This window comes from Leucobacter chromiireducens subsp. chromiireducens (assembly GCF_016758255.1).
GTDB lineage: Bacteria > Actinomycetota > Actinomycetes > Actinomycetales > Microbacteriaceae > Leucobacter > Leucobacter chromiireducens.
Genome location: NZ_QYAD01000003.1, coordinates 339,045 through 364,301, shown reverse-complemented (window position 1 = coordinate 364,301; position 25,257 = coordinate 339,045). Strand labels below are relative to the sequence as shown.

At 64.3% G+C, this 25,257-nt stretch carries 15 protein-coding genes, 1 tRNA gene and 1 pseudogene; 8 read left to right on the top strand and 9 right to left on the bottom strand.

Going from position 1 to position 25,257, the window contains the following annotated elements; all coding sequences use genetic code 11:
* The first annotated feature begins 600 nt into the window (after window positions 1-600).
* The gene (locus tag D3226_RS10380; RefSeq protein WP_202382457.1) at window positions 601-1,686 is read left to right on the top strand and encodes a hypothetical protein; all 1,086 of its coding nucleotides are present in this window, start codon (window positions 601-603) and stop codon (window positions 1,684-1,686) included.
* 82 nt (window positions 1,687-1,768) lie between these two features.
* Here D3226_RS10380 and D3226_RS15175 read toward each other — a convergent pair.
* From D3226_RS15175 to D3226_RS10345, 6 genes and pseudogenes are all read right to left on the bottom strand, one after another.
* A pseudogene (locus D3226_RS15175) lies at window positions 1,769-4,327 on the bottom strand (LPXTG cell wall anchor domain-containing protein).
* A 1,945-nt stretch (window positions 4,328-6,272) separates the two neighbouring features.
* The gene (locus D3226_RS10365; RefSeq protein ID WP_202382454.1) at window positions 6,273-8,045 is read right to left on the bottom strand and encodes an ATP-dependent nuclease; all 1,773 of its coding nucleotides are present in this window, start codon (window positions 8,043-8,045) and stop codon (window positions 6,273-6,275) included.
* Window positions 8,046-8,323: 278 nt separating this feature from the next.
* Window positions 8,324-9,136, bottom strand: coding sequence for a DUF2637 domain-containing protein (locus D3226_RS10360; RefSeq protein ID WP_202382453.1), 813 nt, complete (start codon window positions 9,134-9,136; stop codon window positions 8,324-8,326).
* Window positions 9,136-9,912 (bottom strand): hypothetical protein, encoded by a 777-nt coding sequence (locus tag D3226_RS10355; RefSeq protein WP_202382452.1) that lies wholly within the window; start codon window positions 9,910-9,912, stop codon window positions 9,136-9,138. Before D3226_RS10355 ends, D3226_RS10360 begins: the two co-directional genes overlap by 1 nt.
* The gene (locus tag D3226_RS10350) at window positions 9,905-10,942 is read right to left on the bottom strand and encodes a ParB N-terminal domain-containing protein (RefSeq protein WP_202382451.1); all 1,038 of its coding nucleotides are present in this window, start codon (window positions 10,940-10,942) and stop codon (window positions 9,905-9,907) included. The genes D3226_RS10355 and D3226_RS10350 overlap by 8 nt, the downstream gene beginning before the upstream one ends.
* Before the next feature lie 337 nt (window positions 10,943-11,279).
* Window positions 11,280-12,344 (bottom strand): hypothetical protein, encoded by a 1,065-nt coding sequence (locus D3226_RS10345; protein WP_202382450.1) that lies wholly within the window; start codon window positions 12,342-12,344, stop codon window positions 11,280-11,282.
* Window positions 12,345-12,822: 478 nt separating this feature from the next.
* Between D3226_RS10345 and D3226_RS15170 the strand changes: the two genes are divergently transcribed.
* Complete coding sequence (locus D3226_RS15170; protein ID WP_202382620.1) at window positions 12,823-13,161, top strand: helix-turn-helix domain-containing protein; 339 nt, start codon at window positions 12,823-12,825, stop codon at window positions 13,159-13,161.
* On the opposite strand, the gene D3226_RS10335 is transcribed toward D3226_RS15170, so the two are convergent.
* A tRNA-Arg gene (locus D3226_RS10335) sits at window positions 13,120-13,193 on the bottom strand. The two genes, D3226_RS15170 and D3226_RS10335, sit on opposite strands and share 42 nt — an antisense overlap.
* Before the next feature lie 180 nt (window positions 13,194-13,373).
* On the opposite strand from D3226_RS10335, the gene D3226_RS10330 reads away from it, so the two are divergent.
* The 4 genes from D3226_RS10330 (at window position 13,374) to D3226_RS10315 (ending at window position 20,158) form a co-directional block, all read left to right on the top strand.
* On the top strand, window positions 13,374-13,925 hold the full coding sequence (locus tag D3226_RS10330; RefSeq protein ID WP_420029094.1) for an adenine phosphoribosyltransferase: 552 nt from the start codon (window positions 13,374-13,376) through the stop codon (window positions 13,923-13,925).
* Between the two features lie 48 nt (window positions 13,926-13,973).
* Complete coding sequence (locus tag D3226_RS10325; protein ID WP_202382449.1) at window positions 13,974-17,069, top strand: DUF2207 domain-containing protein; 3,096 nt, start codon at window positions 13,974-13,976, stop codon at window positions 17,067-17,069.
* Between the two features lie 5 nt (window positions 17,070-17,074).
* Window positions 17,075-18,841, top strand: coding sequence for an AMP-binding protein (locus D3226_RS10320; protein WP_202382448.1), 1,767 nt, complete (start codon window positions 17,075-17,077; stop codon window positions 18,839-18,841).
* Window positions 18,842-18,955: 114 nt separating this feature from the next.
* Window positions 18,956-20,158 carry a cobalamin-independent methionine synthase II family protein gene (locus tag D3226_RS10315; protein WP_202382447.1) on the top strand — a complete coding sequence of 401 codons (1,203 nt, stop codon included), beginning with the start codon at window positions 18,956-18,958 and terminating at the stop codon, window positions 20,156-20,158.
* Here D3226_RS10315 and D3226_RS10310 read toward each other — a convergent pair.
* Window positions 20,155-21,177, bottom strand: a complete 1,023-nt coding sequence (locus D3226_RS10310; protein ID WP_202382446.1) for an o-succinylbenzoate synthase — start codon at window positions 21,175-21,177, stop codon at window positions 20,155-20,157. The two genes, D3226_RS10315 and D3226_RS10310, sit on opposite strands and share 4 nt — an antisense overlap.
* Before the next feature lie 91 nt (window positions 21,178-21,268).
* On the opposite strand from D3226_RS10310, the gene D3226_RS10305 reads away from it, so the two are divergent.
* Window positions 21,269-22,000 (top strand): VIT1/CCC1 transporter family protein, encoded by a 732-nt coding sequence (locus D3226_RS10305; RefSeq protein ID WP_202382445.1) that lies wholly within the window; start codon window positions 21,269-21,271, stop codon window positions 21,998-22,000.
* A 43-nt stretch (window positions 22,001-22,043) separates the two neighbouring features.
* A complete protein-coding gene (locus D3226_RS10300) occupies window positions 22,044-22,958 on the top strand; it encodes a 1,4-dihydroxy-2-naphthoyl-CoA synthase (protein ID WP_202382444.1) in 915 nt (304 codons plus the stop codon).
* 45 nt (window positions 22,959-23,003) lie between these two features.
* On the opposite strand, the gene D3226_RS10295 is transcribed toward D3226_RS10300, so the two are convergent.
* The gene (locus D3226_RS10295) at window positions 23,004-25,247 is read right to left on the bottom strand and encodes a malate synthase G (RefSeq protein WP_202382443.1); all 2,244 of its coding nucleotides are present in this window, start codon (window positions 25,245-25,247) and stop codon (window positions 23,004-23,006) included.
* Window positions 25,248-25,257: the final 10 nt, after the last annotated feature.

The window sequence follows — 25,257 nt, the reverse complement described above, 5'->3', positions numbered from 1 at the left end:
AGGTGGATCCTCCACAACGGCAACTACGGGTGCATCCCGGACAGCCACATGTGGCACGCAGACCGGTACAACAAGCAAGGGCTCGTCCTCAACAGACACACCCTGCACGTCTACCACGCATCCACGCAATGCAGCCCCGACTCCAGGCACACCCACGAGGCCGGGGAACTCCCCGGGAACGGGCGCAAAGGTCATCTGCGACATCTGCAACTGGCGCCACATCAGCGATAACGAGGGCGACGCCGTCGAAGCCTGGCACGATCACGGACTCCCCGACCACTACGACACCTCTGCCGCGAACAAATCAGAGACCACCACAGGTGCAGGCAACGCCGTCCCAGTGAACGTCGCCCAATGGATCGGCGAAGAACTCGCCACAGTCCTCCAACTGACTTTGTGGGCGGCACACCCGTGCCGCCCACTAGGCCCGGGCCGCGCACCACACCGCTTCTAGTAGCAACACCATCACGAATGGAGACCCCGATGAACACCACGGAACCCAGCCCCACACCTACCGAAGATCCCCGCTTCAAACCGAGCACGTCTCAGGCAGCTCGTAGTATCCCAATAGGGGGATCATCCACCCACGAAGGAGATTCAATGTCCCAGCCCACCGAGGCGCCCACAAAGCAGCCCTGGTATCGCCGGAAGCAGATAGTCATTCCCGTCGCCGCCGGCACTGCTCTGGTATTCGCCGCCGGCGGTGCACTGATAGGGTTCCAGGCCGCGTACGGCAGCCTGAAGCAGAACCAGAACTACGCGATTACCGCCCTCGAGTTCGCACAGGCCGAAGCAGTCGAGCTGGCGGGCACCGCCGAAGAACTCAGCGGCAAGACCCTGACCACCTACGAGAAGAACCTGGAGGTGATCGCCGGCGCTCCCGCACTCGTGGGGAAGACGGAAGCAAAAGCAGTCACGGACGCCCGGGAAACCCTTGGGAAGATCGAGGTCGGATCTGGGATCGAGATAGCGACCGGTTTCAAGCCCGTCAGCACCGACTTCGAGTGGGTGACCCCGGGACGGTACTCGGAAGCAGCGGGCGCTCTCGACGCTGCGAACCAGATGCGTGCCACCGCCGAATCTGGGCGGGACGCACAAGCCAAGCTTGTCGACCTCTCGGCCGAGCAGATCGTCGGCACCGCGGGCGCGCTCGGCGACGCAGCGAAGAACGCGGTGAAGAACACCGCTGCGGTGCAGAAGTCCAGCGACAAGGCCGCCAAGGACGCGAAGGAGACCACCGCCAAGGCGGTGGAGCGCGTGGAGCGCGCGAGCAAGGAACTGGGGGCCGCGAAGGAGCCAGTGGCTGAGGCGAAGGCCACGCTCGAGCTCGGTGCCGCGACCGCGGCGCTCGTCGACGCGCAAGCCAAGCTCGCTGCCTCGCATAAGGCTGAGGTCGCCAAGGCTGAAGCAGCTGCGGCGGCGGCCGCCGCAGCAGCGGAAGCTGCTGCGCCGCCAGCACCTGCGCCGGTTGAGGAATGGGCCCCGGCACCGTACACCGGTGGTGAAGTCGCCCAGGACTGGGGCGGCGGAGGCGGTGGTGGTGGCTGGAACGCTCCTGCCCCCGACCCGACACCTGCGCCTGTCGCACCCCCGAGCGGCGGCGGTGGCGGAGGGGGAAGCTGGACGCCTCCGCCCCCGCCCCCCGGCGGTGGCGGTTGCCCTGCAGGAATGAACTGCAACGTGTAGTCGCCTCAAACAGTGATGCCCCCGGACTGATCTAGTCCGGGGGCATCACTGTCTCTTAGGGGAAGAGAATCAGGGGAAAGTACTATTCAGTCGCACCTCCGTTCTCCGCGTCCTGGAGATTGCGGGCACGGCCGCGACGGTCTGCGTAGAACGCGAGCCCTGCACCGCCACCCAGGAGCGCGATCGCAGCTCCAGCGAGGCCTGCAAGCCCTGCGCCGCCGGTCTTTGCCAGCGGTGCGGGATCCTTCTCGGGGGCCTTCGCGTTCCAGGGATCCTCGTCGCTGACCTTCTTCTTCGTGTACACCGACTCCGCGGTCACCGTGGCGTTATCCGTGTGGATATCGCCCTTCTGCATCCCCTGGAGGATGCCCGTGCAGTCGATCGACTCACCAACCGCGAGCGTGGTCAGGTCCGTGGGCTTCACCGTCCCAAGCTCCGGCAGATCGCAGGTGATGTCTTCCACTTCACCCTTGGTGCCATTGATCGTGACGTCACCGAACTTCACGTTCTGGAGGGGAACATCACCGGTGTTGGTGATGCGGAACCCAACCTTCACGCCTTCCTTCAGCTCGGTCACCGTCAGCCCGTAGGCTTCCTCGAGCGTGTCGCGGTCGCCCTTCTTCAATCCCTCGTCGAGCGTGTACTTCTCGATATCGATCGCTGGGTTCTCCGGCGTCCGCGTCACGACCTTGTCGGACTTGCGGATGACCCCGTTGTAGCTCTCGTCGAAGACGTTCACGACCTCCTCGGCAGGGGCGATACGGATCATCTTCGTGTAGACGGAGAACTGCTGCTCGAGGTCGCCGCGGCTGTTCACCAGATCGAGGTACGCGGGCAGCGCCTCGATGCTGAAGGTGTACTTCTCCTCATCGAACACGGCCTTGAAGTACTCGACCGGAGCCTCTGCCTCGGTCTCTGCACCGTCAGCGGGAACCGCCTGAATAGTCTCGGAAGACTGAATCAGATCACCCTTCTTGAACACGAGCTCTTCACCGTCGTAGACGTCGGTGCTCGCGTACACCGCCCAGATGCCGGTGTACTGATCGTGCACGCGGTCGAACTTGTCGATGATCGACCACTGCGACGCCTTGTACGCGCGATCAGCGGGGATCGTGGACGAGTTCAGGAGGTAGTTGAACTCCGAGTTCAGCTTGATCTCGGTGCCGTCGATCGAGTCCTTCCCGCCGGCCTTCGCGACCACGTCCTTGTCCGGGTTGATCTGCTTCAGCGGGTTCGAAACGATCTTGGTCTGCTGGTTCGAGTTCTCGATGTTCTGCACGGCCTGGTTCTTGATGACGTAGCCGTCCTGGTCCTTGATCACCTTCGTGGGAGGGGTGATGAAGTACTGGTGACCCATCAGCTTCTGATCAATGATCGGGGTGAGCATCGGGTCGACATCAGCCTTGGCCTACTTGCCGAGGTCTGCCGGCTGCGGGTCGCCCTTGATGAGATCCCCGTTCGGGTTCTCCGAGTCGACCTGCTTCGCGAACACGTACGCGACGCCGTCCTTGACCTGAATGTTGAACTTCGCCGTCACGTCCTCACCGGTGGCCTTGTTCGTGACCCGGATGTCTTCCGCGTTCAGCGACAAGAACTCCTCGTCGAAGTCATCGGTCATGCCGAGCTTGTGGACCTTGTACGCGAGCTTGTCCGTTGACGGCATCGCATCGAGCGTCAGTCGGTAGAGGATGGTGTCACCCTTCACCACGACCTTCTTGTCGATATCGACCAGGTCGGTGTTGAGGTCTTCCTTGTCAGGCTTCGGGTTCGGAATGTTGACCTCGGGGATCTCGGTCGCGGTCTTGACGCCGTTGAGGATCTCGAAGCCCTGGTTCTTCACCGTCGAACCGGGCGCTGCGTCCTTCTTCACCGTGCCGGTGAAGCGGGCGGTCAGCCACCCCTTTTTCAGCCACTCAGAGTTCGGGCCCAGGTTGTCAGCGAGCCACTTGTCGGTGAACGTTGCTGTCCAAGAATGTCCCGCATCGTCCCAAGTGAGCTTGTACGCGGAGCGCGGCAGCGGCTTCGGGTTCTTCGGATCGCGGGAATCCCAGAACTCCACCGAACCCTTGTCGGGCGTGAACTTCGCATCGAACACGTCCATCACCGCGAGCGACTTCACGCCACGGGCGGTGTTCGAAGGGATGCGCAGGTCGATACCGAGGGAGTACTCGAGCTTCTGCCCGGGCCACACGTTCATGCCGTTGATGTCATCGTGGGCGTGGTCGCCGTTCTCTTCCGCGGAGCCGAGTACCTGCTTGTTCGGGTCGGGCGTCCAGGTGTACACCGGCGGCTCGTTCGTGGGCACTTCCTCGTTGTTCCAAATCTCGGAACCGTTGTTGTGGAGCACCACGGTCTCGCCCTGGGTGTCGTAGTCCGTGCTGAACTCGCCACTAATGACGAGTTTGACCGCCCGGTCGCCGGATAGGTTCTTCGTCTTGGACAAGAACGCAGTCTTGGCCGTCGCCGTGGTCTTGGTGCCCGCCACCTTGATATCGAACTGGTCGGTGACCTTGTCGAACTTCGCCGAACCGGGAGCGGTCTCGTAGAAGACGTTCACCTTCTTCGAGTCGGAGAAATCGACGTACTTCGCCGCCTTTGTCCAATCATCGATGATCTGGTAGTTGTCGAGGTTCGAGGGCATCTTGCCCTTGACCTTGCCGTTCACTACCGCCGAGACCGCGTCGCCCTGGAGGAACACCTTCTCGTCTGCGCCAGCCTGGTTCGTCCAGTCAGGGTCGCGGGCGGTCAGCGCACCATTCTCATCGAGCACCCACACCTTGTCGGGCGTGGGTGTGACCTTGCGGGTCTTCTCGGTCGGGCCGTCGATGCAGTCCTTGCCGGTGGTGGTGTAGCAAACGTGCGACTTGTCCTGAATCGTGTAGTCCGCCTTCGTGGGCTGCACGTAGGTGGGAACAACGAGCTTGTAGTCGCGGTTCTGGAACTTATCGGGGATCCCCGTCACGGTCCCGGAAATGGTGACCTTGCCGCCTGTGCGGCCGATCTGAATCTTTGCCCCGGTGACCTTCTTCCCCTCCGGGTCGAGGAGGTACGCGGCGGTGGCCACGTCCTTGCCTTTCGCCCCGATCCAGACCTTGTCGGTCTGCACCTCATCGGTGATCGTCATCGCGGACGCGTACCCGTTGGGCTGCGCGGTGATGACGGCGTTGTGCATCATGCCGGACGCCAGAACGTCCTGGTCGGTGAGATTGCGGCTCATGTCCGCTGCCCAGAGATCCTTGCCAGGCTTCACCGGGTTCAGCTTCCACGTCTCGCGCGGATCACGATCAGGGGTGTTGACGGCGCCCGCCATCATGCCCTGCTTGTTCACGATCACGTCGAACCAGAACGTGCCCTGCGGCCAGCTCGACCACCCGAAATCAGCCGGGGTGAAGCTCGGCGACTTCGTATCTCCCTGGTTCGAGATCTGCGTGGTCTTCGCGACCGTGCGCGCGTTGCCTTCCACACCGTCCCAGTGGAGGATCACCTGCGCTTCGATGTTCTCCTTGATGGAGGAACCGCCGTTGGATGCGTGGATGGTGTCAGCGACGGCCTGCGTGCCGCCGGACATCGTGAAGTCGGCGTTCTTGTCCGTGGTGACGCTGAGGTTGTAGGACTGCGGCGGCTCGTCCTGGTTCAGCGCGATGCACACTGCGGACGGGCTCGCCCCGCCACCTGCGAGCGCTTCGGGCCAGTATTTCTGCATGAAGGGTGCCGCCTGGGTGTAGACACCGGGGAACCCTGCACCGACGACGGCCTGGTCCCAGCGCTCCTGGAAGAACGACTTGTCCGCAGAACTGAACGACGCCCACGCGTTTGTCGAGGAACCAGCCCACATGATGCCCACAACGCGTGACTTGCCTTGATTGCCGCCGCGGGCTTCAGCGCGGTCGAGGGCGATTTGGCAGGCTGCACGGATCTGCATCTTGGCACCCATGCCTTCTGCAGGGTCTTCCTGCCCACCGGGTCCACCGTAGTTCGCGATGAACCACTCGGTGGAATTCTGCATCGTCCCCTGTGAAGGTTGGCCGTTGTCCAGGTAGTCGTACTGCATGTTGTAGAGATCCCAGGCGCCGGAGTTACCGTGACCGCTGCCCGGGACACCACCGCCACCGCCACCTGTGGCGAACGCGGCCTGCGCGTTCAACCCGCCACCGAGCACCAGCACGGTCAGGGCAATCGCCCCGACCTTTGTTGCTGGTTTCGATACCGCCGCGCGCTTCGAAGGCACGCCGTTGATCTTGTTCTGAGTCATGAAAGGCCCTTCTTGACATTGCTGGGGCCAAATCCGGCGATCTACCGGGGCCCACACCATCAAGAAGCGCGTATGCGCGCAGTGTCGGAGAAAATGCCACTTCAAAGGCCTCATCTTCGGCCAGACGGTATTGCTTTGTTGCCTCGACCGGGAACTTGAGAGCCAGATCTTGTCAGCGGCCCAAAGGCCACGCTTGATGGACGCGAAAGCACTATTGGGAGGCCCTGAAAAGCAACAGGTGTTTGGTCAAAAACAGCTTGCCCAATACGCTGTTGTTGCGTCGTTTGCGCCCCTCTTCCTGCCGGGGATCCGGACAGCCAATTTCTGATTCGAGTCAGCCCGCCAAAGCAGCTTCCCTTCTTGAAACAGCGTCAGAAATCTCTGTGGCAAATGAGACAACAGAGGGCGTTGAGTGTGCGCCCTGCTTGAGAGCCGCGAGCACCCATCCGGGACCCTTCTTGACGGTTACTTCGGGCGCAAGCTGTTCCAGTTCACCGACCGGGACAAGTAGAACACCGGACCCAGCGAGTTCTTGACGCAGCTCATTGGCGGCACCCCGATCTGCTTTGAATCCCTGTAGACCGAATTTTTTTATGGCGTCCCAAGGATTCTCTGACGCCAGCACTCCCTTTACTGCGTCTCTAGTTTCTCCGGTGAAGATCTTGTCGGGTGCTACCTCGAGTACTCCGGAGATCAGTGCGTTAACGGTTCTGTTGGTTTGCGGCTTTCTGGGCTGACGAAACTCGGCGGTCGCTTTCTGGTAGTTCTGTTCGAGTGACCCCGTCCAACTACCGCCCACCGATTCAACAATTCGTTTCAAGAATGCCTTGTCGTTAACTGCATCCATGTCCATGACCGCAACAACAGGTACGTGGGCGGCTTGGAGAATTCTTGCAATCTCAGCTATGCCTCCTTTCCCATTCGCCGAAGCGAACAGGACGTCACTGGGCAGCAAATCATTTTCAAGCGGTGCGGCCGCCTCGAGCGCGGCGGAATAGAACAGGCAATCACGGGCGTCTTCCGCAACGACTACTGCTCTGTGGAAAAGGCCATCTAGTATATTGCTGTGGCGAAGAAGCGGACTAGTCCAAACCTCTTCTAGCTGCTCCGGGTCCACCTTGTACCCTGTCGTCTCCGTGCCACTTCGCTCCAGCCGAACGACTGTCTTTTCGAGAACCTCAGCAGATAGAACCCCGGCCACAAAGTTTTTGTCATGTGTTGCCACAACCAACTGAATGCTGTGCTTCTCGGCAATGGAGGCAAGAATCCGCCCGAGCTTGAAAGCCTGCGGTGGGTGTAAGTATGCCTCAGGCTCATCGACAAACGCGATTTGTGTCCGACCTGCCAGCAAGGGAATTAGTAAGCCCAGAGTGGCTGCCACCCCATCCCCCTGGGAATCTAGCGGGCTGAGCTTGGCGAGGTCCTGACGATACTCATCACTGATGTCGGAAATCAGTGGCGCTTCTACGCTGGTCTGGCCATAGCGGAACAGCAGGGAGCCGCTCAAGGGGTCAAGCGTCAAGCCTGAGCCGAAGATGGCCTTGCAATGCTCGCTGAGCTCTTCCCGCAAATTCGAATCGTCCTCAAAGTAGTGAAGATCATGCGTGGGGGGATCTGTGAAATCAGCCCTCCGGGGCGCTGGTGCTACAGATTCGAAACGTGAGCGTGCGTTGGGAGCAAGAGTGGATGCCAATCCCAACTCCCGTAGGTGCCCATCTCCTTGGCTGATAACAAGCGAGACAATGCCCGGATTGACCTCGTTGCCCCGGACCAGATATCCATGCCTTCCAACATGACTGCCCTGAGCCAGCCAGGCGTGCGCGTCTGCCTCAGTGCCACCGAAGTGGATATCTTGCCTGGTCAACAGGTCAGGAGTGGTATTGACCGGAGGTGAGTATGCAGTGATCGATTCGTGCATCTGGCGCAGCAGCGTTGATTTGCCAGAATTATTGCCGCCGACAACAAGCGTGACGCCATTTGCTGCAAAATTGATCGGATCTCCTGATTGAATTGTGACACTTCTCACTCGAATTGAGAAGTCTGCGGCTGAACCGCCGCGTAGCTTGTCGTCCAGTCGAAATCGCTCTTCGAAATCGTCAATCGGCAATCCGGCTCCCTCATATCTTTCTTAGTCCTTGTTCATATGGAGGTCACAATCCCCAGTGGACCCAAACCTAGCGGTCAATTTTGCGGAAGGGGAATCGGAATGGATAGACCCGTGGTCGCGCTTCTTGGTGGTACCTCCGTCCCGGTTGTCATGGGTGCCTTTGCTTCCCCCTATGGGTGCCGTGCGGTGAGCCCTTTGTAACGCCAAATCGGCCCACCGCTCATGTGCGCGTTCAACAAGGCCGTGCTTGAGACCTGCGCGGATTCGGAACCAGAAACTCAGGCGGCCTTGAGGGGCCTCGAGTCTTCACCATCGAGATCGCCCGTTTGTTCCATTTGTTTCAGGAACCGTTGCCCAGTCTTTGGGGATTTCCCTCCCAGCCACTCGCCAACGTCTTTCCCGGTTGGGCGTTGTCCGTATTCAGCCAAATAGCGAAGCACTCGTTGGCGAGTTTCGTCCCGGATATGTTCGAACTTTTCCGCAGACACGTTCGTCGTCGGCTTGGTGTGACTCATTTTGTGCCAGTCAGGACTTTCTGAAGCTGTTGTCATTGGGGATTGCTCGCTTTGGCCTTGCGTCAAAACCTCTGCGTGGAGTGGTGAAGCGAAACCTCGTGACGAGTCTGCACGATGAGTTTTGAGCCCTGAGCGTTCTCGCTGCGCCTGGAGCTTGGTGCGCTCCCGCTCATCGGGAACTAGCATCATCACGAGGTGCGTGATCGCAAGGAGCGCTGCCGGTGGCGTCGACGCGAGCACCGCGGCCGCCCACGGGCTCGTGAGAGTCAGGTCTGCCGCACGCCACGCATGCGTGGCGTTTGCCACGATCGAAACGCCAGAGAGCAACACAAACGTGGAATAGGCGAGCCAACGACCGGGAACACCACGCATCCGAAACTGAGCCGCAGCAATCATCGTCGCCACAGTACCCACATCCACCAGGACCGGGAACAGTTCAGGGAGAGGCAGCCCGTTCACGCGTGCGACGTCAATGAGCGTGGCATAGGAGATTGCCATTGCCGAAATGCCGACGATCGCGAGCGGGACCCCGAGAGACGCCACGAGCGTCCAAGTGCGCGGAGGCTTCTTCGCCATCATACGATCCAATCTTCGAGGCTTGTATGACCGGAACTTGCCGCACGGAACTCGTTCTTGAAGTGCGTGAGCGCGCGGGCGTGAGATCCCGACTCCGAGACCCGGAAATCAGGGTCAAGCAGGAACTGACCCATCAGGCTTGTTTCCGCTGTGTTCGGACGAGATCCACGGGCAATCTTGAAAACGGAAGTCACCTGACCATTCGTCAGCGACGGGCAGAACCGGTGAGCTGCAACCCGATCATCACGGTCGTAGGAGAGCCGCTGCGGCGGGTTCGCGGCAAGCCAGCCCAAGAGCTCGAGCACCGGATGGTGATACTCCGAATCAATCACCTGAGACACCACCGAAAAGGTGAGCTCCACCACTTCATCCAGCGACGTGTGGGGCGCTTCATCCATGCTGCTCGGCGCTGGCATGAACTCAGCATGTTCGAGCGGAACACCACGAGTGCCCCACATCTCCTGCCCCCACCGCAGCGTGCACGTCCACAAGTACCCCCACGGGTACTCAGCGGCCGCCGCATAACGGGCAGGGCACCGCTCCGAATCGCCGCGCGTGGTGAGGAGCCGTTCCAGGATCATGTTCACGACCTCGTCGCGCTCAACGTCGTACCCCCAGCTGCGCGCGATGCCCAACATCGGCGGGGCGAAAAACTGGTGCAGCTGCTCGATGAACGCGAGGCCCTCCGCGGTGGAGAGCACGTTGCCGCCGTTGTCGGCGACCTCAGTGAGAATCATGCGCTGCCGCCAAGTATCAAAGCGCTCAAGCTCAGTCATCACGCACCCCCAAACCCAACTGCCGCACAGCCTGCGCGTGGAGCAGCGAAGTCACCTCACTCCCGACTCGCTTCAATGCCTCACCACGAGAGCCGTCGACCTCGCACTCGACAACAACCAACGCCGCCAAAGCATGGACCAAAGCCACGCGGGCCGACCGGAGCATCTCACGGCTCATAGGGCTCTGACCCGCAGCAAGCTGCAGCACCTCCCGGATATCGCCCTCCATGCGGTCCTTGAACAGCGTGGTGTCTCGCACGACCTCATCCAAACGCCTCTCCGCTGCCCGCAGTTTCCGCTCCTCGGGATCCTCCTGCTCCTGCAGAACCGCCTCGTGGATCTTCTGCACCTGCTTGTACACCGGTTCGACTTTCGCCGTGGAACTCTGGAGCTTCTCGAACCCGCGCTGCGCAGCCTCTCGCACCTGCGCGGGTGCGGCTTCGCTGGACGCGAGATCCCTGATCGTCCGAACCTTGTCCAACCACTCGGGCTTGTGACCGGTTTTCTCCACGGCAGCCGCTCGGATCGAGACAGCCGACTCTGTTCCCCGCTTACTCCTGTCAGGAGTAAGCGGGGAATGGGCGATCTGGCCGCGAACTGCCAGAGTCTCAAGGCCTGCGCTCGCTTGCTTTTCTCGAGCTCGCAGCTCATAGAGCGGAAGGTCGAAGGTCTCCCAAGCTGTGAGGATCTCCGCAGGCGAAAGATCTCGCCGCGCACGGTTTGTGACGAACTCAAGTACGTTCTCATGGTCTTCTTCGAGGCCGGAGTAGATCTCGGCACGAATCATCGACCGGTCATCGCGCTTTGCCGCTTCAAGACGGTGCGCTCCATCGATCAGGACGAGTGCTCCACCGGGGCGCTCAGACACCGCGATAGGGACGATTTGCTTGCCGGTCTGAGCGATCGACGCCTGCAGCAGTTCAACGTGTTCGTCGGAGACCTCGCGCTGACGCTCTCGCACGATGATCGTGTGTACGTCGAGCTCAGCAGGGCGGATGGTGACGTTGTCGGGGAGAATAGCGCTTTTCATGATGCAACCTTCAGGACTTCGGAAACTTCATCGGGGGTTTGAGCGGCGTCCCAGACCAAAGCAGCAGCGTCCTCAGAATGGACGACGCAAAGATGCCGGCGAGACGGGTGGGTGCGGCAAGTGCAGGCCCGCGCCCGTTCCGCATGAGCAGGGCAGTACGTCCGGAGCATGTGCGTGAGCACTGCCGACCAGCCTCGGTCGACCATTGACGCGAGCTGCGTCACGTGGTCGTGCCATGAAGTGTCGAAATGAATCGCGTAGACGAGTGGGTCTGTAGCGCTGCACGACCGCAGCTCGCATCGGAACGCCACCACCTCGCGTCGAACCACGCGGCCCATCACCGATCGCCCCCTACTGCGAGAAGCTCAGCCTCGAGCGCAGCGTATGCCGGGTCTACGGTGCGGCGGGCAACGCCACATTCTTCGCAGTGCCCCCGCTCGGTCTCAGGCAGACGTTCAGAGCCCCACCAGTGCTGATCCAGGGCACAGGAGTTCGTGGGGGTCCACTCGGGCTGTTGGTGGTGGCTCGATGCGATCTCGAATGCGATAGGTGCTTCGGCGGCGATAGGCCACTGCTCCGGGCTTCGAACGATGACTGCTGCGGCGTATGCCGCCGGGTTGGAAACTCGCTCCCCGCGAGTAGCTGCTCGAACCACCGTTTCGCTTACCGCGCGTACAAGGTCAACCTTGGTGAGGTCGACACGGCCGTTAACTTCTCGTGCCAGCTGGGCGTAGGTAAGTTTCAACGCCGGGTGGAGGGCGGCCAATCCGAGGTCGACTTCACGTTCGCGCGTGGTCTGGTTGGTTGGTTGATCTGAATTCTCTAAAGAACCAACCAAACCAAACCTAGTTTTCTCTTCCTTAAAGGACTGCGGATTTTCCGCCGACTGCGGATTTTCCGCAGTGGGTGAACCGCCGACTGCGGAAAATCCGCACTGGTCTTGATCTGGGGTTTTTCCAGCCAGTGCGGAAAACCCGCAGTGGCTTTCACCGTTCGCTTCGAGGAACTCCTCGTACGGCTCATCAAGTTCAATGATCGCCGTGCTTTCGGCCACATGATGCCCTTCCGGCGGATCTTGCAAGAAGAGGCGGAACCTTTTTTGGCCCCCTTTGGGGCGACCTACAGAGTCCTTGAAACCGGCCGGATAGCGACCGCGAACCTCGAGGATGAACCCTGTTTCCAGGAGCCGTCTCTTTGCTGAGACCCAAGCATCCTTGCCGAGCGCGAGATCCCTCCGGGCATCAGTTTGTGTGGGCATCCGCTTCGGATCGTGCGAGAGGAGGTACAGAAGAACCGAGATCGGGTTTCCGGCAATCCGGGAGTCCCTCACCCACCAATCGCGGTGTTGCCCAAATTCGTTCTCAAATGCGAGTCGCAGGCGGACGATCAGGGCTTCACTCATCGCCCACCCCTCCAATGCGGATTGCATTGCAGGATGAGAGAATGGGGGTCTCGCGTGCTGTGAGAATGCTTGATGGTGTTACTACTGCGCGCGAGTCCGTGTCATAGTAATGGGACACGACAGATATTCCTTTCTGGGATGTCGCCGAACCCCTGGAGTTGCCGCTCTGGGGGTTCGTTGTTTTTGGCTTACGAAAGTGCTGTCCGGATGAGGTTGTAGTCCTCGACCTTGATCGATGTCTTCCCGGTTAGCCGGCGCCAGAGCCATAGGTATGACTTCCCGCACTTGTCGGCAGCCTTCGGGGCAGTGAGCCCTGACTCCTGAACTAGGCGTAGGAGCTCTTCCCGTACTTCAAGATTTGAAAGAGGCATGCCTGAAACATAGCACGGGAATTACTGAAATAGTATTCTCCTACTAAATCTGCCTGAATCAATAGATCCAGTTCTCGTCTCAGCCATTTCGGTTGTACCCTGCTCGTATGGGTGAACTTAATCACGAATACACGCCTCATGAGGTTGCTGCGCAGCGAATGAATTTCTTGCTGTTTCTGAACCGCATGACGCAGAAGGAGCTTGCGCTTGGGGTGGGGATGAGCCCAGTGCAGTTCAGTAAGAAGATGAATGGGGTGAGCCGATGGTCGGTGGATGACCTGCTGGCGCTTGCAGACTTTTTCCAGGTCGATCTCAACTACATGGTTGGACGACGCCCGATCGAGTCGGCGGCTCCTAGGAACGAGAAAACCCCCGCCGCTCTCGCGACGGGGGTTTCAGACTTGCGCGCCCCGAGGGATTCGAACCCCCGACCTTCTGATCCGTAGTCAGATGCTCTATCCAGCTGAGCTAGGGGCGCACGTTGGTGACCCAACTCGTAAAACATTACACGAGGCTTTCAAGATATGAAAACTCGGGCGTGCATCCCGGGCGTGTGCCGCGTGATTCCGCCGATCTAGGCGCCGGAGAGTGTCTAGTCCTGCGGCGGAGGAACGCGACCCGGCACGGTACCCTGGTCTGTGTGCCTGAGAACACCACAATGCCCGCTGCCACCCCGTCGATGAACGACGGCGCCGCGCAGCTCGCCCGCGCCGAGTCCCTGATCCTCGAAGTGCCGGACCACCCGGCTGCCGGGATCGTGTTCCGCGACATCACTCCGCTTCTGGCAGACGGCCCCGCCTTCCGTGCGACCGTTGACGCGCTCATCGCTCCGTTCGCGGGAACCTTCGATGTGGTGGCTGGGCTTGAGGCCCGTGGCTTCCTGTTCGCAAGCGCCGCTGCCTACGCCAGTGGGGCCGGCCTGATGCCGATCCGCAAAGCGGGAAAGCTGCCACGCCCGGCCGCAAAGGTCGACTACTCGCTTGAATATGGCGTCGCGGTAGTTGAGGCCCACGCCGACTTCCCGCGCGGCTCTCGCGTGCTGCTCATTGACGATGTGCTCGCGACCGGTGGAACGCTGGTGGCGGCCCACTCGCTGATGCGCGAGCTCGGGTACGAGGTTGCCGGCACCTCGGTGCTGTTCGAGATCGATGATCTGGGCGGACGAGACGCGCTGAACGACCCGAAGCTGCACACGGTCTTCCACAGCTAGGCTGCTGGGCTCGGCTCCCCGCGCAGGAACCGACGGAGGGGAATAGCGATGAGCAAAGACGCGAGGGCGGCACGACGCGGCTTGCCCGGCGCTGATTTCTTCGATGTCGCCGGCAGTGACCCGGAACTCCTGAACTCGGGCCGGATCCCCGATCCTGCTCCAGAGCACACGCCGCTCTTTCGCTGGCTCGCCGCTGTACTCACCGCCGTTGAGGCGCGGCTCCGTGCGCGTGGCAATGCGGCCTGGCGCAACATCTTTCGGGTCTTCTGGGCGTTGATCGCGGGGGTCGGAGTCCTCCTGCTGCTCGGCCCGATCATCAACAAACCCCTTGAGTTTGACGACGTGATCGCAGCAGCGAAAGTCGATCAGGTCGACTGGGTCGCGCGCGACGTGATTGTCGAGTACGACGTTTCCCGCGACGCCACAGGGCGCTTCAGCGCTGCCGTTTCGGAACGCTACACCGCGGATTTCCGAAACGGTCCGGAGCACAGCGTGGACCGGGTCCTTGTGACCGAGTTCGCTGGACACGACGCTGAGTTCGAGCTTGATGAAGTGACGGTCGACGGGGTTCAGGTGGCGGCGCAGATTGCTCGCCGATCCACCACCACGACGGTGCAGATCACGCGACCAGATCAGTCAGATTTCTCGGGCGAGCACGAGATCGTCGTTTCCTATCGACTCCACAACCTGGTGACCTCCGCGATCGATGATGCCACCGGCGCTCCCGTGGACAGCTGGAATTGGCCCGTCTTCGGCGAGCTCTGGCCGCAAGCGACGAAGGGGATCGACGTTGAGCTCACACTCCCCGTCGAGCTCGATGCTGCGTTGATTCGGCCGCCCCAGGCGCACGTCGGCTGGCTGCTCGCGAGTGCCACGCAGTGGCTGACCCCGGAAGAGCCAGCGGTCGACGCGGCGGGAACCGAGCCAGAGTCGGGCGACACAGTGCGCTATCACTTCAGCAATGATCAGGGGCTGCCGCCGTTCCCGGACATTCTGATCCGCACCAGCTTCGAACCGGGGACATTCGCCCAGCCGGAGACGACCACGTTGTTCTGGTGGCAGAGCTACGGGCCTGTGCTGCCACTCGGCGCCCTCGCGCTCCTCGCGCTTTTCGCGAGCGCCGCCAGGCGGGTGGTCTGGGCAGATAGCGCCGGAGAGCCTTGGTATCTGGCTCGGAGCGAACCGCCGCAGGGGCTCACCCCGGATCTGGCCACTGCGCTGCTCGGAAAATCTGGGCATGCGGAGCTGCTGTCTGAGCTTGCTGCCAACCCTGGCCCCGCCAGGAGTGACGAGCGTCAGTTCGCACGGCTTGCGCGCGCTGGCCGACGGGCCGGCCGATGGGGGAACTTTCCCGCGGCTTGGGCAGCAGCGTTGCGCTGGCGCCGCACCGATGAAGTAGTTGAGCGCGGGCTCCGGTGGGTGCCCGACAGCTACGTGCGTGACTTCTTTGTGTTCGCCCCCGTGGCGATCACGCTCTTGCAATGGGGTCTGCTTCGGCAGCTTTCGCAACAGGTCATTCTTTCTGTGGTGTGGTGGCCGGCCGCATTCGTGCTGGTCTCGACAGTGCTCGCGGTGACGACCCTTGCGCTGGTGCATCGTCCGCGACCGCTCACCCGTATGGGCGCTCTCTCAGTGCAACAGTTGAAGGGCGTGCACGTTTTCGCGCGCGCGACGCGGCTCCTGGAGCGCGGCCCGCTCTCTGAGCCGGTGCTGCCGTACGCGCTCCTCTTCGTCTCTTCCCGGCGCGCGGGAAAGCACGTGGAGAGGCTTGCCGTCGACGAGGCTCGAGACCGATCGATCGCGAGCGGGTGGCGTGGCACTCGCTTCGTCTCACTCTCCGCACTACTCGCGCTCGCTGCAGCGGTTGCTGTGCTCGCTGGCACCATTGTTGTTGTCGCGACGCAGGCGCCGCCCTACGAGAAGACGGATCACTACAGTGAAGAGGCCAGTAACCTTCCGGGCACGTTGTACACGGAAACTGCCGGCTTCGACGTGCGAGCTGAGCTCGCGCGAGGCGTCGACGGAACAGCCCGACTCGAAGTCACCGAGCGGCTCACGGCCGTATTTGCCGAAGACTCCGCGCGCGTGCCACAGTACGCCCGGGAATGGCCGACGCAGTATCTCGGCCAGGATCTCGGCTTCGACCTCGGCCCAGTGACGATCGACGGTACCCCCATGACGGTGCGCGAGATTGAGCAGCCTCGGAGCCGCGTCATGGTGACTCAGTTCTCGCAGGCGCTCTCCGGCAGGCATGAGATTGAGCTGCGCTACACGCTGCGGAGTGCGGCGGTTGCAGCCCCTCACAGTGCGGGGAATCTGCAGCAGGTGCCATGGATTGCATGGCTCGAAACCTGGGATGACGAGTACTACACGAATCCGAGTAGCCCGTATGACGGCTCTGCGCCCGTGCGTCCCCTCCGCCTCGAGCTCACGGTGGCTGCGGACCTCGCTGCAGAGCTCCGTGGGGGCGGTTGGATCGATTTGGATCTTGACCGCCCGCGAGTTCCGGGGGCAGTAGGCAACTCCGTGCTCCCCTGGCAGAGCGAGTCTTCCTGGTACGACGACACGGGGCAACGGAGGGAGCTTCGGATCGGCACGGAGCGCACTCGCAGCGACGGCGCTTTGGTAGTGACCTTCGATGCGGACGCGGTGGAGTCGCGCGCAGTTGATGTACTGGGCGAGGGCGGCTCGTTCGAGATCGAAGCTGATGTGAACGCACAGTTGGGGAAATACGAGCTCGAGGTGGGCGCCTTCACTGAATTGGGGGCACGCATCGACTTTCCCGCCGGCACCTTCCCCGGAGTGGAAGAGGGAGCCGCGGAGCGGGCTCTCGCGGCGTATGAGCGCCCGTACGTTGGACTGATGTGGCTGACTGGCGTTGTCCTCGGAGTCGCGATCGGGATCACTGCCGCAGCGGCACTTCGCCGCCGAGCACCCAGCCTGGGCTTGAAGCTGGTGGGTTTCATCGGCGTCCCCGTGCTGCTCGTTGCGCAATGCGTACTGTTCTGGTGGGTCATCGGGCCGATGGCGGGCAGCGATACTCGGGGAACCGGGGCGTTTGTGCTCGCGGGGGTGACCTGGGCCGCCGTCGTGGCCCAATGTGTCGTGCTGGCACGGCGACTCGGCGCTGCGGGTGGAGAATAGACACCATGACCGAGACCGACGCCACCGCCGCATTCTTCGCCGCACGCGACCAGCTGCTCGCCTGCGCGGGCGACCCCGCTCGCGCACGCGCTGAGTTCAGCTGGCCTGACGTGGGAGACGCCTTCAACTGGGCGCACGACGTGTTCGACGTGATTGCCGAGGGCAACGACACGACCGCGCTGTGGATTTCGGAAGAGGACGGCAGCGAGCAGAAGCTCACCTTCGCGGAGTTGAAGCGGCGCTCAGACCAGGTTGCGGGCTGGCTCCGCTCGATCGGCGCGCGCACGGGCGATGTGGCGATGCTCATGCTCGGCAACCGGGTTGAGCTGTGGGAGATCATGCTTGCCGCGATGAAGATCGGCGTGGTGATCCTGCCGACTTCGGTGGTGCTCGGCTCGCACGAGCTCGTCGACCGCGTCGAGCGCGCGCGTGTGCGCTGGGTCTTCGCTGCGCCAGAGGACGCGGTGAAGTTCGCGGAGGTGCCTGGCGCCTACCGTGGCGTTGGGGTTGGTCTGGCACACGGCACCAAGGAGCAGCGCGCCGGGCTCTGGGAGTGGCTGCACTACGAGGAGTCTCGCGCTGCGGGCGCCGGCGCGATCGCGAAGACGACGCGCAGCACCGATCCCGCGCTTATCTACTTCACCTCGGGCACGACGAGCCTGCCGAAGATCGTGGTGCACTCGCACACGAGCTACCCGCTCGGGCACCTCACCACGATGTCGTGGCTGGGGGTGCGCCCGGGCGACACCCACCTCGTCATTAGCGCGCCTGGCTGGGGCAAGCACGCCTGGTCGAGCTTCTTTGGCCCCTGGCACGTGGGCGCCACCATCTTTGTTGCGAACTACGCGCGTTTCGACGCAGAGTTCTTGGTCTCAGAGCTGGATCGCGTCGGCGTGAACACGTTCTGCGCGCCGCCCACTGTGTGGCGCATGCTCATTCAGCACAAGCTGGAGCGCAAGCCGCACGCGCTGCGCGAGGTCGTCTCTGCGGGCGAACCGCTGAACCCTGAGGTGATCGCCCGCATCAAGGAGTGGTGGGGGCTTGAAATCCGCGACGGCTACGGCCAGACGGAAACCACCGCACTCATCGCAAACATGCCGGGCGATCCGATCGTGCCGGGCGCGATGGGGCTGCCGCTGCCGGGTGTCGACGCCGTGCTCATCGACCCGGTGACAGGTGAGGAGGCGACGGAGGGCGAGATCTGCTTGCGCATTGAGGCGGCAGATCCGGATCGCGACGGGGCCGCCCCACGCCGTGCGCCGCTCAACCTCATGACGGAGTACCTCGGCAACGACGCGGCAACCGCGCGTGCCACCGCGAACGGGCTGTTCCACACGGGCGACGTCGCGCAGCGCGGCGAGGACGGCGTGCTCACCTTCGTGGGGCGCACGGACGACGTGTTCAAATCGAGCGACTTCAAGGTGTCGCCGTTCGAAGTGGAGAGCGCGCTGCTCGAGCACGCGCATGTTGCCGAGGCGGCGGTCGTTGGTGCGCCCGACGAGACGAAGCTGAACGTCACGAAGGCGTACGTTGCGCTCGCCGCGGGCGTCGCCGAGTCGGAGGAGACGGCACGGGAGATCCTCGCACACGCCCGCGTGGCGCTGCCCCCGTACATGCGCGTGCGGCGCGTGGAGTTCTTCGAACTTCCGAAGACGACCTCCGGGAAGATCCGACGGGTCGAGCTGCGCGAGCGGGAGGAAGCCGCGTACGCCGCTGGCGAGCGCCCGGCGGGTGAGTGGCGCGAAGAGGATTTCCCCGGCCTGAAGGGGTAGTTTTCCGGTGGGGATGAGGCGCCCGCGCGACCCCGGCTGTCACGCGGCGTCACATGTCGTCATCGAACGTCACTCGACTGGGAGCCGCGGCATCGCGCTCACTACGGTCAAGGCATGACCCGCATTGAGACGACCACCGCCGGCAGTCTTCCCCGCACGGAAGCCCTGATCGCGGCGAACGCCGCCCGAACCTTCGCAGAGGACGGCTTCACGCTGCAGTCGACGCCCGAGTTCGATGCGCTTGTCGCTGAGGCGACGCGTGACGTGGTGGAGCGCCAGCGTGCCGCGGGCATCACGCAGCCGGGCGACGGCGAGTTTGGCAAGGCGATGTCGAACGCGGTCGATTACGGCGCCTGGTGGACGTACTCGTTCCAGCGCACCTCGGGCCTCGAGCTCACGGGCAAGGACATCTTCAGCCAGGAGCCCGTGCGCTCCGAGCCGGGCAACGTGCGTCTCACCACGTTCCCCGACCGTCGCGACTGGACCGCGTTCGCGGAGGCGTACCAGGATCCGGAGAGCGGCATCAGTGTGGGCAAGAACGCCACGGCGTTCCCCGCGACGACGGGCCCCATCACTTACACGGGGCAGGAGGCGATCGCAGCGGACACCCGCAACCTCGCGGCAGCCCTCCAGCCCGGCGAGCGTGGCTTCCTCACCGCGATCGCGCCGGGTTCGGCAGCACGCATCGAGAACGAGTTCTACGGCAGCGAGCAGGAGCACATCGACGCCTGGGCCGCGGCGCTGCGCGAGGAGTACCGCGCGGTGACCGACGCCGGCCTGATCCTGCAGCTCGATGATCCCTCGCTCGCCGAGAACTGGGATCAGATCAACCCCGAGCCGAGCGTGGCTGACTACCTCGCGTTCACGCAGATCCGCATCGACGCGATCAACCAGGCCATCGAGGGGCTGCCGAAGGAACAGATCCGACTGCACCTGTGCTGGGGCTCGTGGCACGGGCCGCACACCACCGATATCGAGCTGAAGCACATCCTGAAGACGGTGCTCGGCGCGAAGGTCGGCCAGATCTCCTTCGAGGCCGCGAACGCGCGCCACGAGCACGAATGGGCGGTCTGGGAAGACCAGAAGGACCTGATCCCGGACGACCTGATCCTGGTTCCCGGTGTCGTCGGCCACTCGACCAACCTCGTTGAGCACCCGGACCTCGTTGCGCAGCGCATTGAGCGCTTCGCGAAGATCGTCGGCCCCGAGCGCGTCATTGCCGCGACGGACTGCGGCCTGGGCGGCCGAGTGCACCCGCAGATCGCGTGGGCGAAGCTTGAGGCGCTCGGTGAGGGCGCCCGCCGCGTGCGCGTCTAACGCTCGCGCGGGTCGGTGAGGAGTGCGTGGCACCGCGCCACGCGCTCCCGCCACCAGGCGATGCGCTCGGGCGCTGCCGCATAGCGATCCAGCAGATCGGGATCGAGGGGTGGGCGGCCGACCGGAATCGAGCCCTCCTCCGGCACGAGTGACGCCCGGGTGACATCCCCGTCGAGCAGCGCGACCGTGCCGAGCCCGCACGCGCCCGCGAGCATGCCGTCGGGCAGCGCCGCGGCGAGCTGGGTGCCCATCGCGATGCCGACCGAGGTGTCGAGCGCACTCGATACCACCACGGGCAGGCCCGCCTCGGCAACGATCTCCAGCGCGCGGGCGACACCGCCGAGGGGCTGCGCCTTCACAATGATGAGGTCTGCCGCGCCCGCCCGCGCCACCGCGAGGGGGTCGGCGGCCTTGCGCACGCTCTCGTCTGCGGCGATGCGCACGGGCACGCCCGCGGCGGCGAGCCGGGTGCGCACCTCGGCGAGCTCGCCGACGGACACGCAGGGCTGCTCCGCATAGTCGAGCCCGAACTCGGCGAGCGCAGCCAGCGCGGTCACCGCCTCGGCAACCGACCAGCCCGTGTTCGCATCCACGCGCACGCGCGCCGCCGGGCCCATCGCCGCGCGCACCGCCCGCACGCGCGCAATGTCGTCCGCGAGGCTCTGCCCGCGCTCGGCCACCTTCACCTTCGCGGTGCGGCAGCCGGGGAAGCGCGCGAGGATGCCGGGCACCTCGGCGGGTGTCACCGCGGGCACCGTCGCGTTCACCTCAATGCGTTCGCGATGCGCCTTGGGCTGCGGCTGCCACCCAAAGTCGAGCGCCGCCGCGAGCCACGCGCTTGCCTCCGCGTCGCCGTACTCGGTGAACGGGGAGAACTCGCTCGCCCCCTCCGGTGCCGCGAAGATCGCCGCTTCGCGCACGGTGATCCCGCGGAACCGCGTGCGCGTGGGGATCGCGACCACGCGGACGGCGCTCAGTACCTCGTCGAGGGGCGGGATCCCAATCTGATTGGCGCTCATGCCCCCAGGGTAGCCGCGGCCGGCCGCCGCACTGAGCAGCCGACGCCCGGGGGCGCTTGTGCGTCGCCTGGTTCAGGGCAACAATCAGAGCATGAGCGAGAAGGCAGTCACCGCACCGGGCCAGCACCCGCACGAACCGCACGAGAACCTGGGGCAGCGGCTCAACTGGTTGCGTGCCGGGGTACTCGGCGCGAACGATGGCATCGTGTCGACCGCGGGCGTGGTCATCGGTGTGGCAGGGGCGACGCCGGGAAACGTGCTGGCGATCGCAACGGCCGGGCTTGCGGCGCTCGTCGCCGGCGCGTTCTCGATGGCCGGGGGCGAGTACGTGTCCGTGAGTACCCAGCGGGATACCGAGCGGGCGATGATCGCGAAGGAGAAGCGCGAGCTCGCCGAAATGCCCGAGGAGGAACTGCGTGAGCTCGCGGGGCTGTACGAGCAGCGGGGGCTCTCGCCCGAGCTCGCGCAGCAGGTCGCCGAAGAGCTGACCGCGCACGACGCGCTTGCCGCGCACGCCGAAGTCGAGCTGGGGATCGACCCCGACGAGTACACGAGCCCATGGGTGGCCGCGGTGTCCTCGTTCGTTGCGTTCAGCGTGGGGGCCCTGATCCCGCTCGCGGTCATCCTGCTGCCCGTTGGCGAGTCCCGGGTGTGGGTCGCCGCGGTCGCCGTGCTGATCGGGCTGCTGCTCACCGGATGGATCAGCGCGGTGCTGGGGAAGGCGCCGCGGGGCCCCGCGATCCTGCGCAACATCGTGATGGGCGGTGCGACGATGATCGCAACGTACGCGATTGGCTTGCTGTTCGGCGTCGCCGTCTCGTAGGGGCAGGCCGCTCATGTGGGGCCGCGCGGAATAGGCTGGGGGCATGACGCAGCAGGTTTCCGAACTCTTCGACCCCGCCGAGTGGGAGCTCGCCCCCGGCGCGGCCGGCTACACCGACATCACCGCGCACCTGAGCCTTGACGGTCGGATCGCGCGCATCGCGTTCGACCGCCCGGAGGTGCGCAACGCGTTCCGCCCGCACACCGTCGACGAGCTCTACGATGCGCTCGATCGGGTGCGGGTGAACCCGCGCGTGGGCGTCGTGCTGCTCACCGGCAACGGGCCGTCGGAGCGCGACGGCGGCTGGGCGTTCTGCTCCGGCGGCGACCAGCGCATCCGCGGGCGCGACGGCTACAAGTACGCCGACTCGGAGACGGCGGTTGGGCCCGAAGAGCGGGCACGCGCAGGCCGCCTGCACATTCTCGAGGTGCAGCGCCTCATCCGGTTCATGCCGAAGGTGGTCATCGCGCTGGTGCCCGGGTGGGCGGCGGGCGGCGGACACTCACTCAACGTGGTGTGCGACCTGACGATCGCGAGCCGCGAGCACGCGAAGTTCAAGCAGACGGACGCCGATGTGGGGTCGTTCGACGCCGGCTACGGCAGCGCCTACTTTGCCCGTCAGGTCGGGCAGAAGTTCGCGCGCGAGATCTTCTTCCTCGCGGAGACCTACGACGCCGAGCGGGCGCGCGAGATCGGTGCGGTGAACGAGGTCGTGCCGCACGCGGAATTGGAGCGCACGGGCATTGCGTGGGCGCGCACCATTCTCGGAAAGTCGCCCACCGCGATCCGCATGCTGAAGTACGCGATGAACGCGGTGGACGACGGGATCGTGGGCCAGCAGCTCTTCGCCGGCGAGACTACGCGCCTCGCCTACGGCACCGATGAGGCCGTCGAGGGGCGCGACTCGTTCCTCGAGAAGCGCGAGCCCGACTGGAGCCCGTTCCCGTACCACTTCTAGGGCGCGGGAGCGTGGGTGGGCGGCCCGGCCGCCCACCCACGCTCACTACACGAGTGCGGCCTGCTCGGCCTTCTTCGCGCGGCGCAGCTCGTGCAGCAGGGGCTCCGTGTAGCCACTCGGCTGCGCCCCGCCCTCGACGATGAGGCGGCGTGCGGCCGTGAATGCGATGCCGGGCGTCTCGCCGTCGGCGCCGAGCAGCTGCTCGTACTCCGGATCGGCGGCGTTCTGGCGGTCCACTACGGCCGCGCAGCGGGTCAGTGCCGCATCGACCTCAGCCTCACTGATCACGCCGTGCAGCAACCAGTTGGCGAGCAACTGGGCGGAGATGCGCAGGGTGGCCCGATCTTCCATGAGCCCGATGTCGTGAATGTCGGGCACCTTCGAGCAGCCAACGCCCTGGTCGATCCAGCGCACCACGTAGCCGAGGATCGACTGCGAACTGTTCTCGAGCTCCGCTGCGACGGTCTCTGCGTCGAGGTCCCCCGGCCCCGCGAGCGGCACGGTGAGCAGGTCTGCGAGCGCGCGCTCCGCGTTCGCGGGGTCCGCGGCGGCGGCGGCAACCAGCTCAGCGCGCGCCGCGAACGCGTCCACCCGGTGGTAATGGGTGGCGTGCAGCGTTGCCGCGGTGGGGGAGGGCACCCAGGCGGTCGAGGCCCCCGCGCGCACGTGCCCGATCTTCTGCTCGAGCATGGCGGCCATGAGGTCGGGCATTGCCCACATCCCCTTGCCGATCTGTGCGTGCTCGTCGAGCCCGCAAGCGACACCGATCGTCACGTTCCGCGCTTCGTAGGCCGGCAGCCACGGCTCCGTGCGGATGGCGGCCTTCGGGAGGAATGGCCCGGCGTGCATGGAGGTGTGGATCTCGTCGCCCGTGCGGTCGAGGAAGCCCGTGTTGATGAAGGCGACGCGGTCGGCCGCCGCAGCGATCGTGGCGGCGAGGTTCGCGGAGGTGCGACGCTCCTCGTCCATGATTCCGACCTTCAGCGTGAGGGCGGGCAGGCCAAGCAGCTGCTCGACGCGAGCGAACAGCTCGGCCGTGAACGCGGCCTCGGCGGGGCCGTGCATCTTGGGCTTCACGATGTACATGGACGCCGTGCGCGAGTTCGCCTGCGCGCCGCGCAGGTCATCGAGCGAGCCGAGCGCCGTCATGATCGCGTCAATGATCCCCTCGGGAGTCCACGCGCCCGTCTGGTCGAGGATCGAATCGCCGAGCATGAGGTGGCCGACGTTGCGCACGAACAGCACGGAGCGGCCGGCCAGCGTGAGTTCCTCGCCCTGGGGTGACGTGATGACCCGGTCGGGGTTCATACGGCGGGTGAAGGTCTTGCCACCCTTCGCGACCTCCTCGGTGAGCGAGCCATCCATGAGGCCGCGCCAGTTGCGGTACCCGAGCGCCTTGTCCTCGGCGTCGACGGCGGCAACGGAGTCCTCGAGATCCATGATGGTGGTGAGGGCGGCCTCAAGCACGATGTCCTGCACGCCCGCTGCGTCGCCCGCGCCGATCTGCCCGGTCCGGTCGATGACGATCTCGGCGTGGAGGCCGTGGTGCACGAGCATGATCGAGGTCGGGGCCGCGGGCTCGCCCGTGTAGCCAACAAACGTTGCGGGATCGGCGAGAACCGCAGTGGTGGATTCGTCGAGCGCCACGCGGAGTTCGCCGTCGACAACCGAGTACGCCGTTGCCGCGGCGTGCGAGGGGGCGTCGCCTCGCTCGGGATCGGAGGCGAGCGAGCTGGCGGAGTGCACGACAAGCGGCGCAATCGTGTCGAGCAGCTCTCGGCCGTGCGCGATTACCGCGGCGCCGCGCGCAGGGTTGTAGCTCGCGCCGGGGGCGAGCTCGCCCTCCTGCGAGATGGCGTCGGTGCCGTAGAGCGCGTCGTAGAGCGAGCCCCAGCGTGCATTCACCGCGTTGAGCGCAAAGCGTGCGTTGAGGATCGGCACGACAAGCTGCGGGCCCGCCATGCTGGCGATCTCGGGTGCGACGTTGGTGGTTGTCGCGCGCACCTCGCCGGGCTCGGGTGCAAGGTAGCCGATCTCCGTGAGGAACGCGCGGTAGGCGGCGGGCTCGGGGATGCCGGGCTGGGCCTGGTGAAACGCATCGATGCGGGCCTGCAGCTCATCGCGGGTGCGCAGCAGCTCGGCGTTGCGTGGCGCAAGTTCGTGGACGATCGCGCTCACCCCCGCCCAAAACGTGTCGGGGTCGATCTGGTGCCGCGACAGGCTCTCCTCGGCGAAAGCGAGGATCGGTTCGGCGACAGAAAGGTCGGCGCGGGACGCGTATGCGGTCATGCGAGCTCCA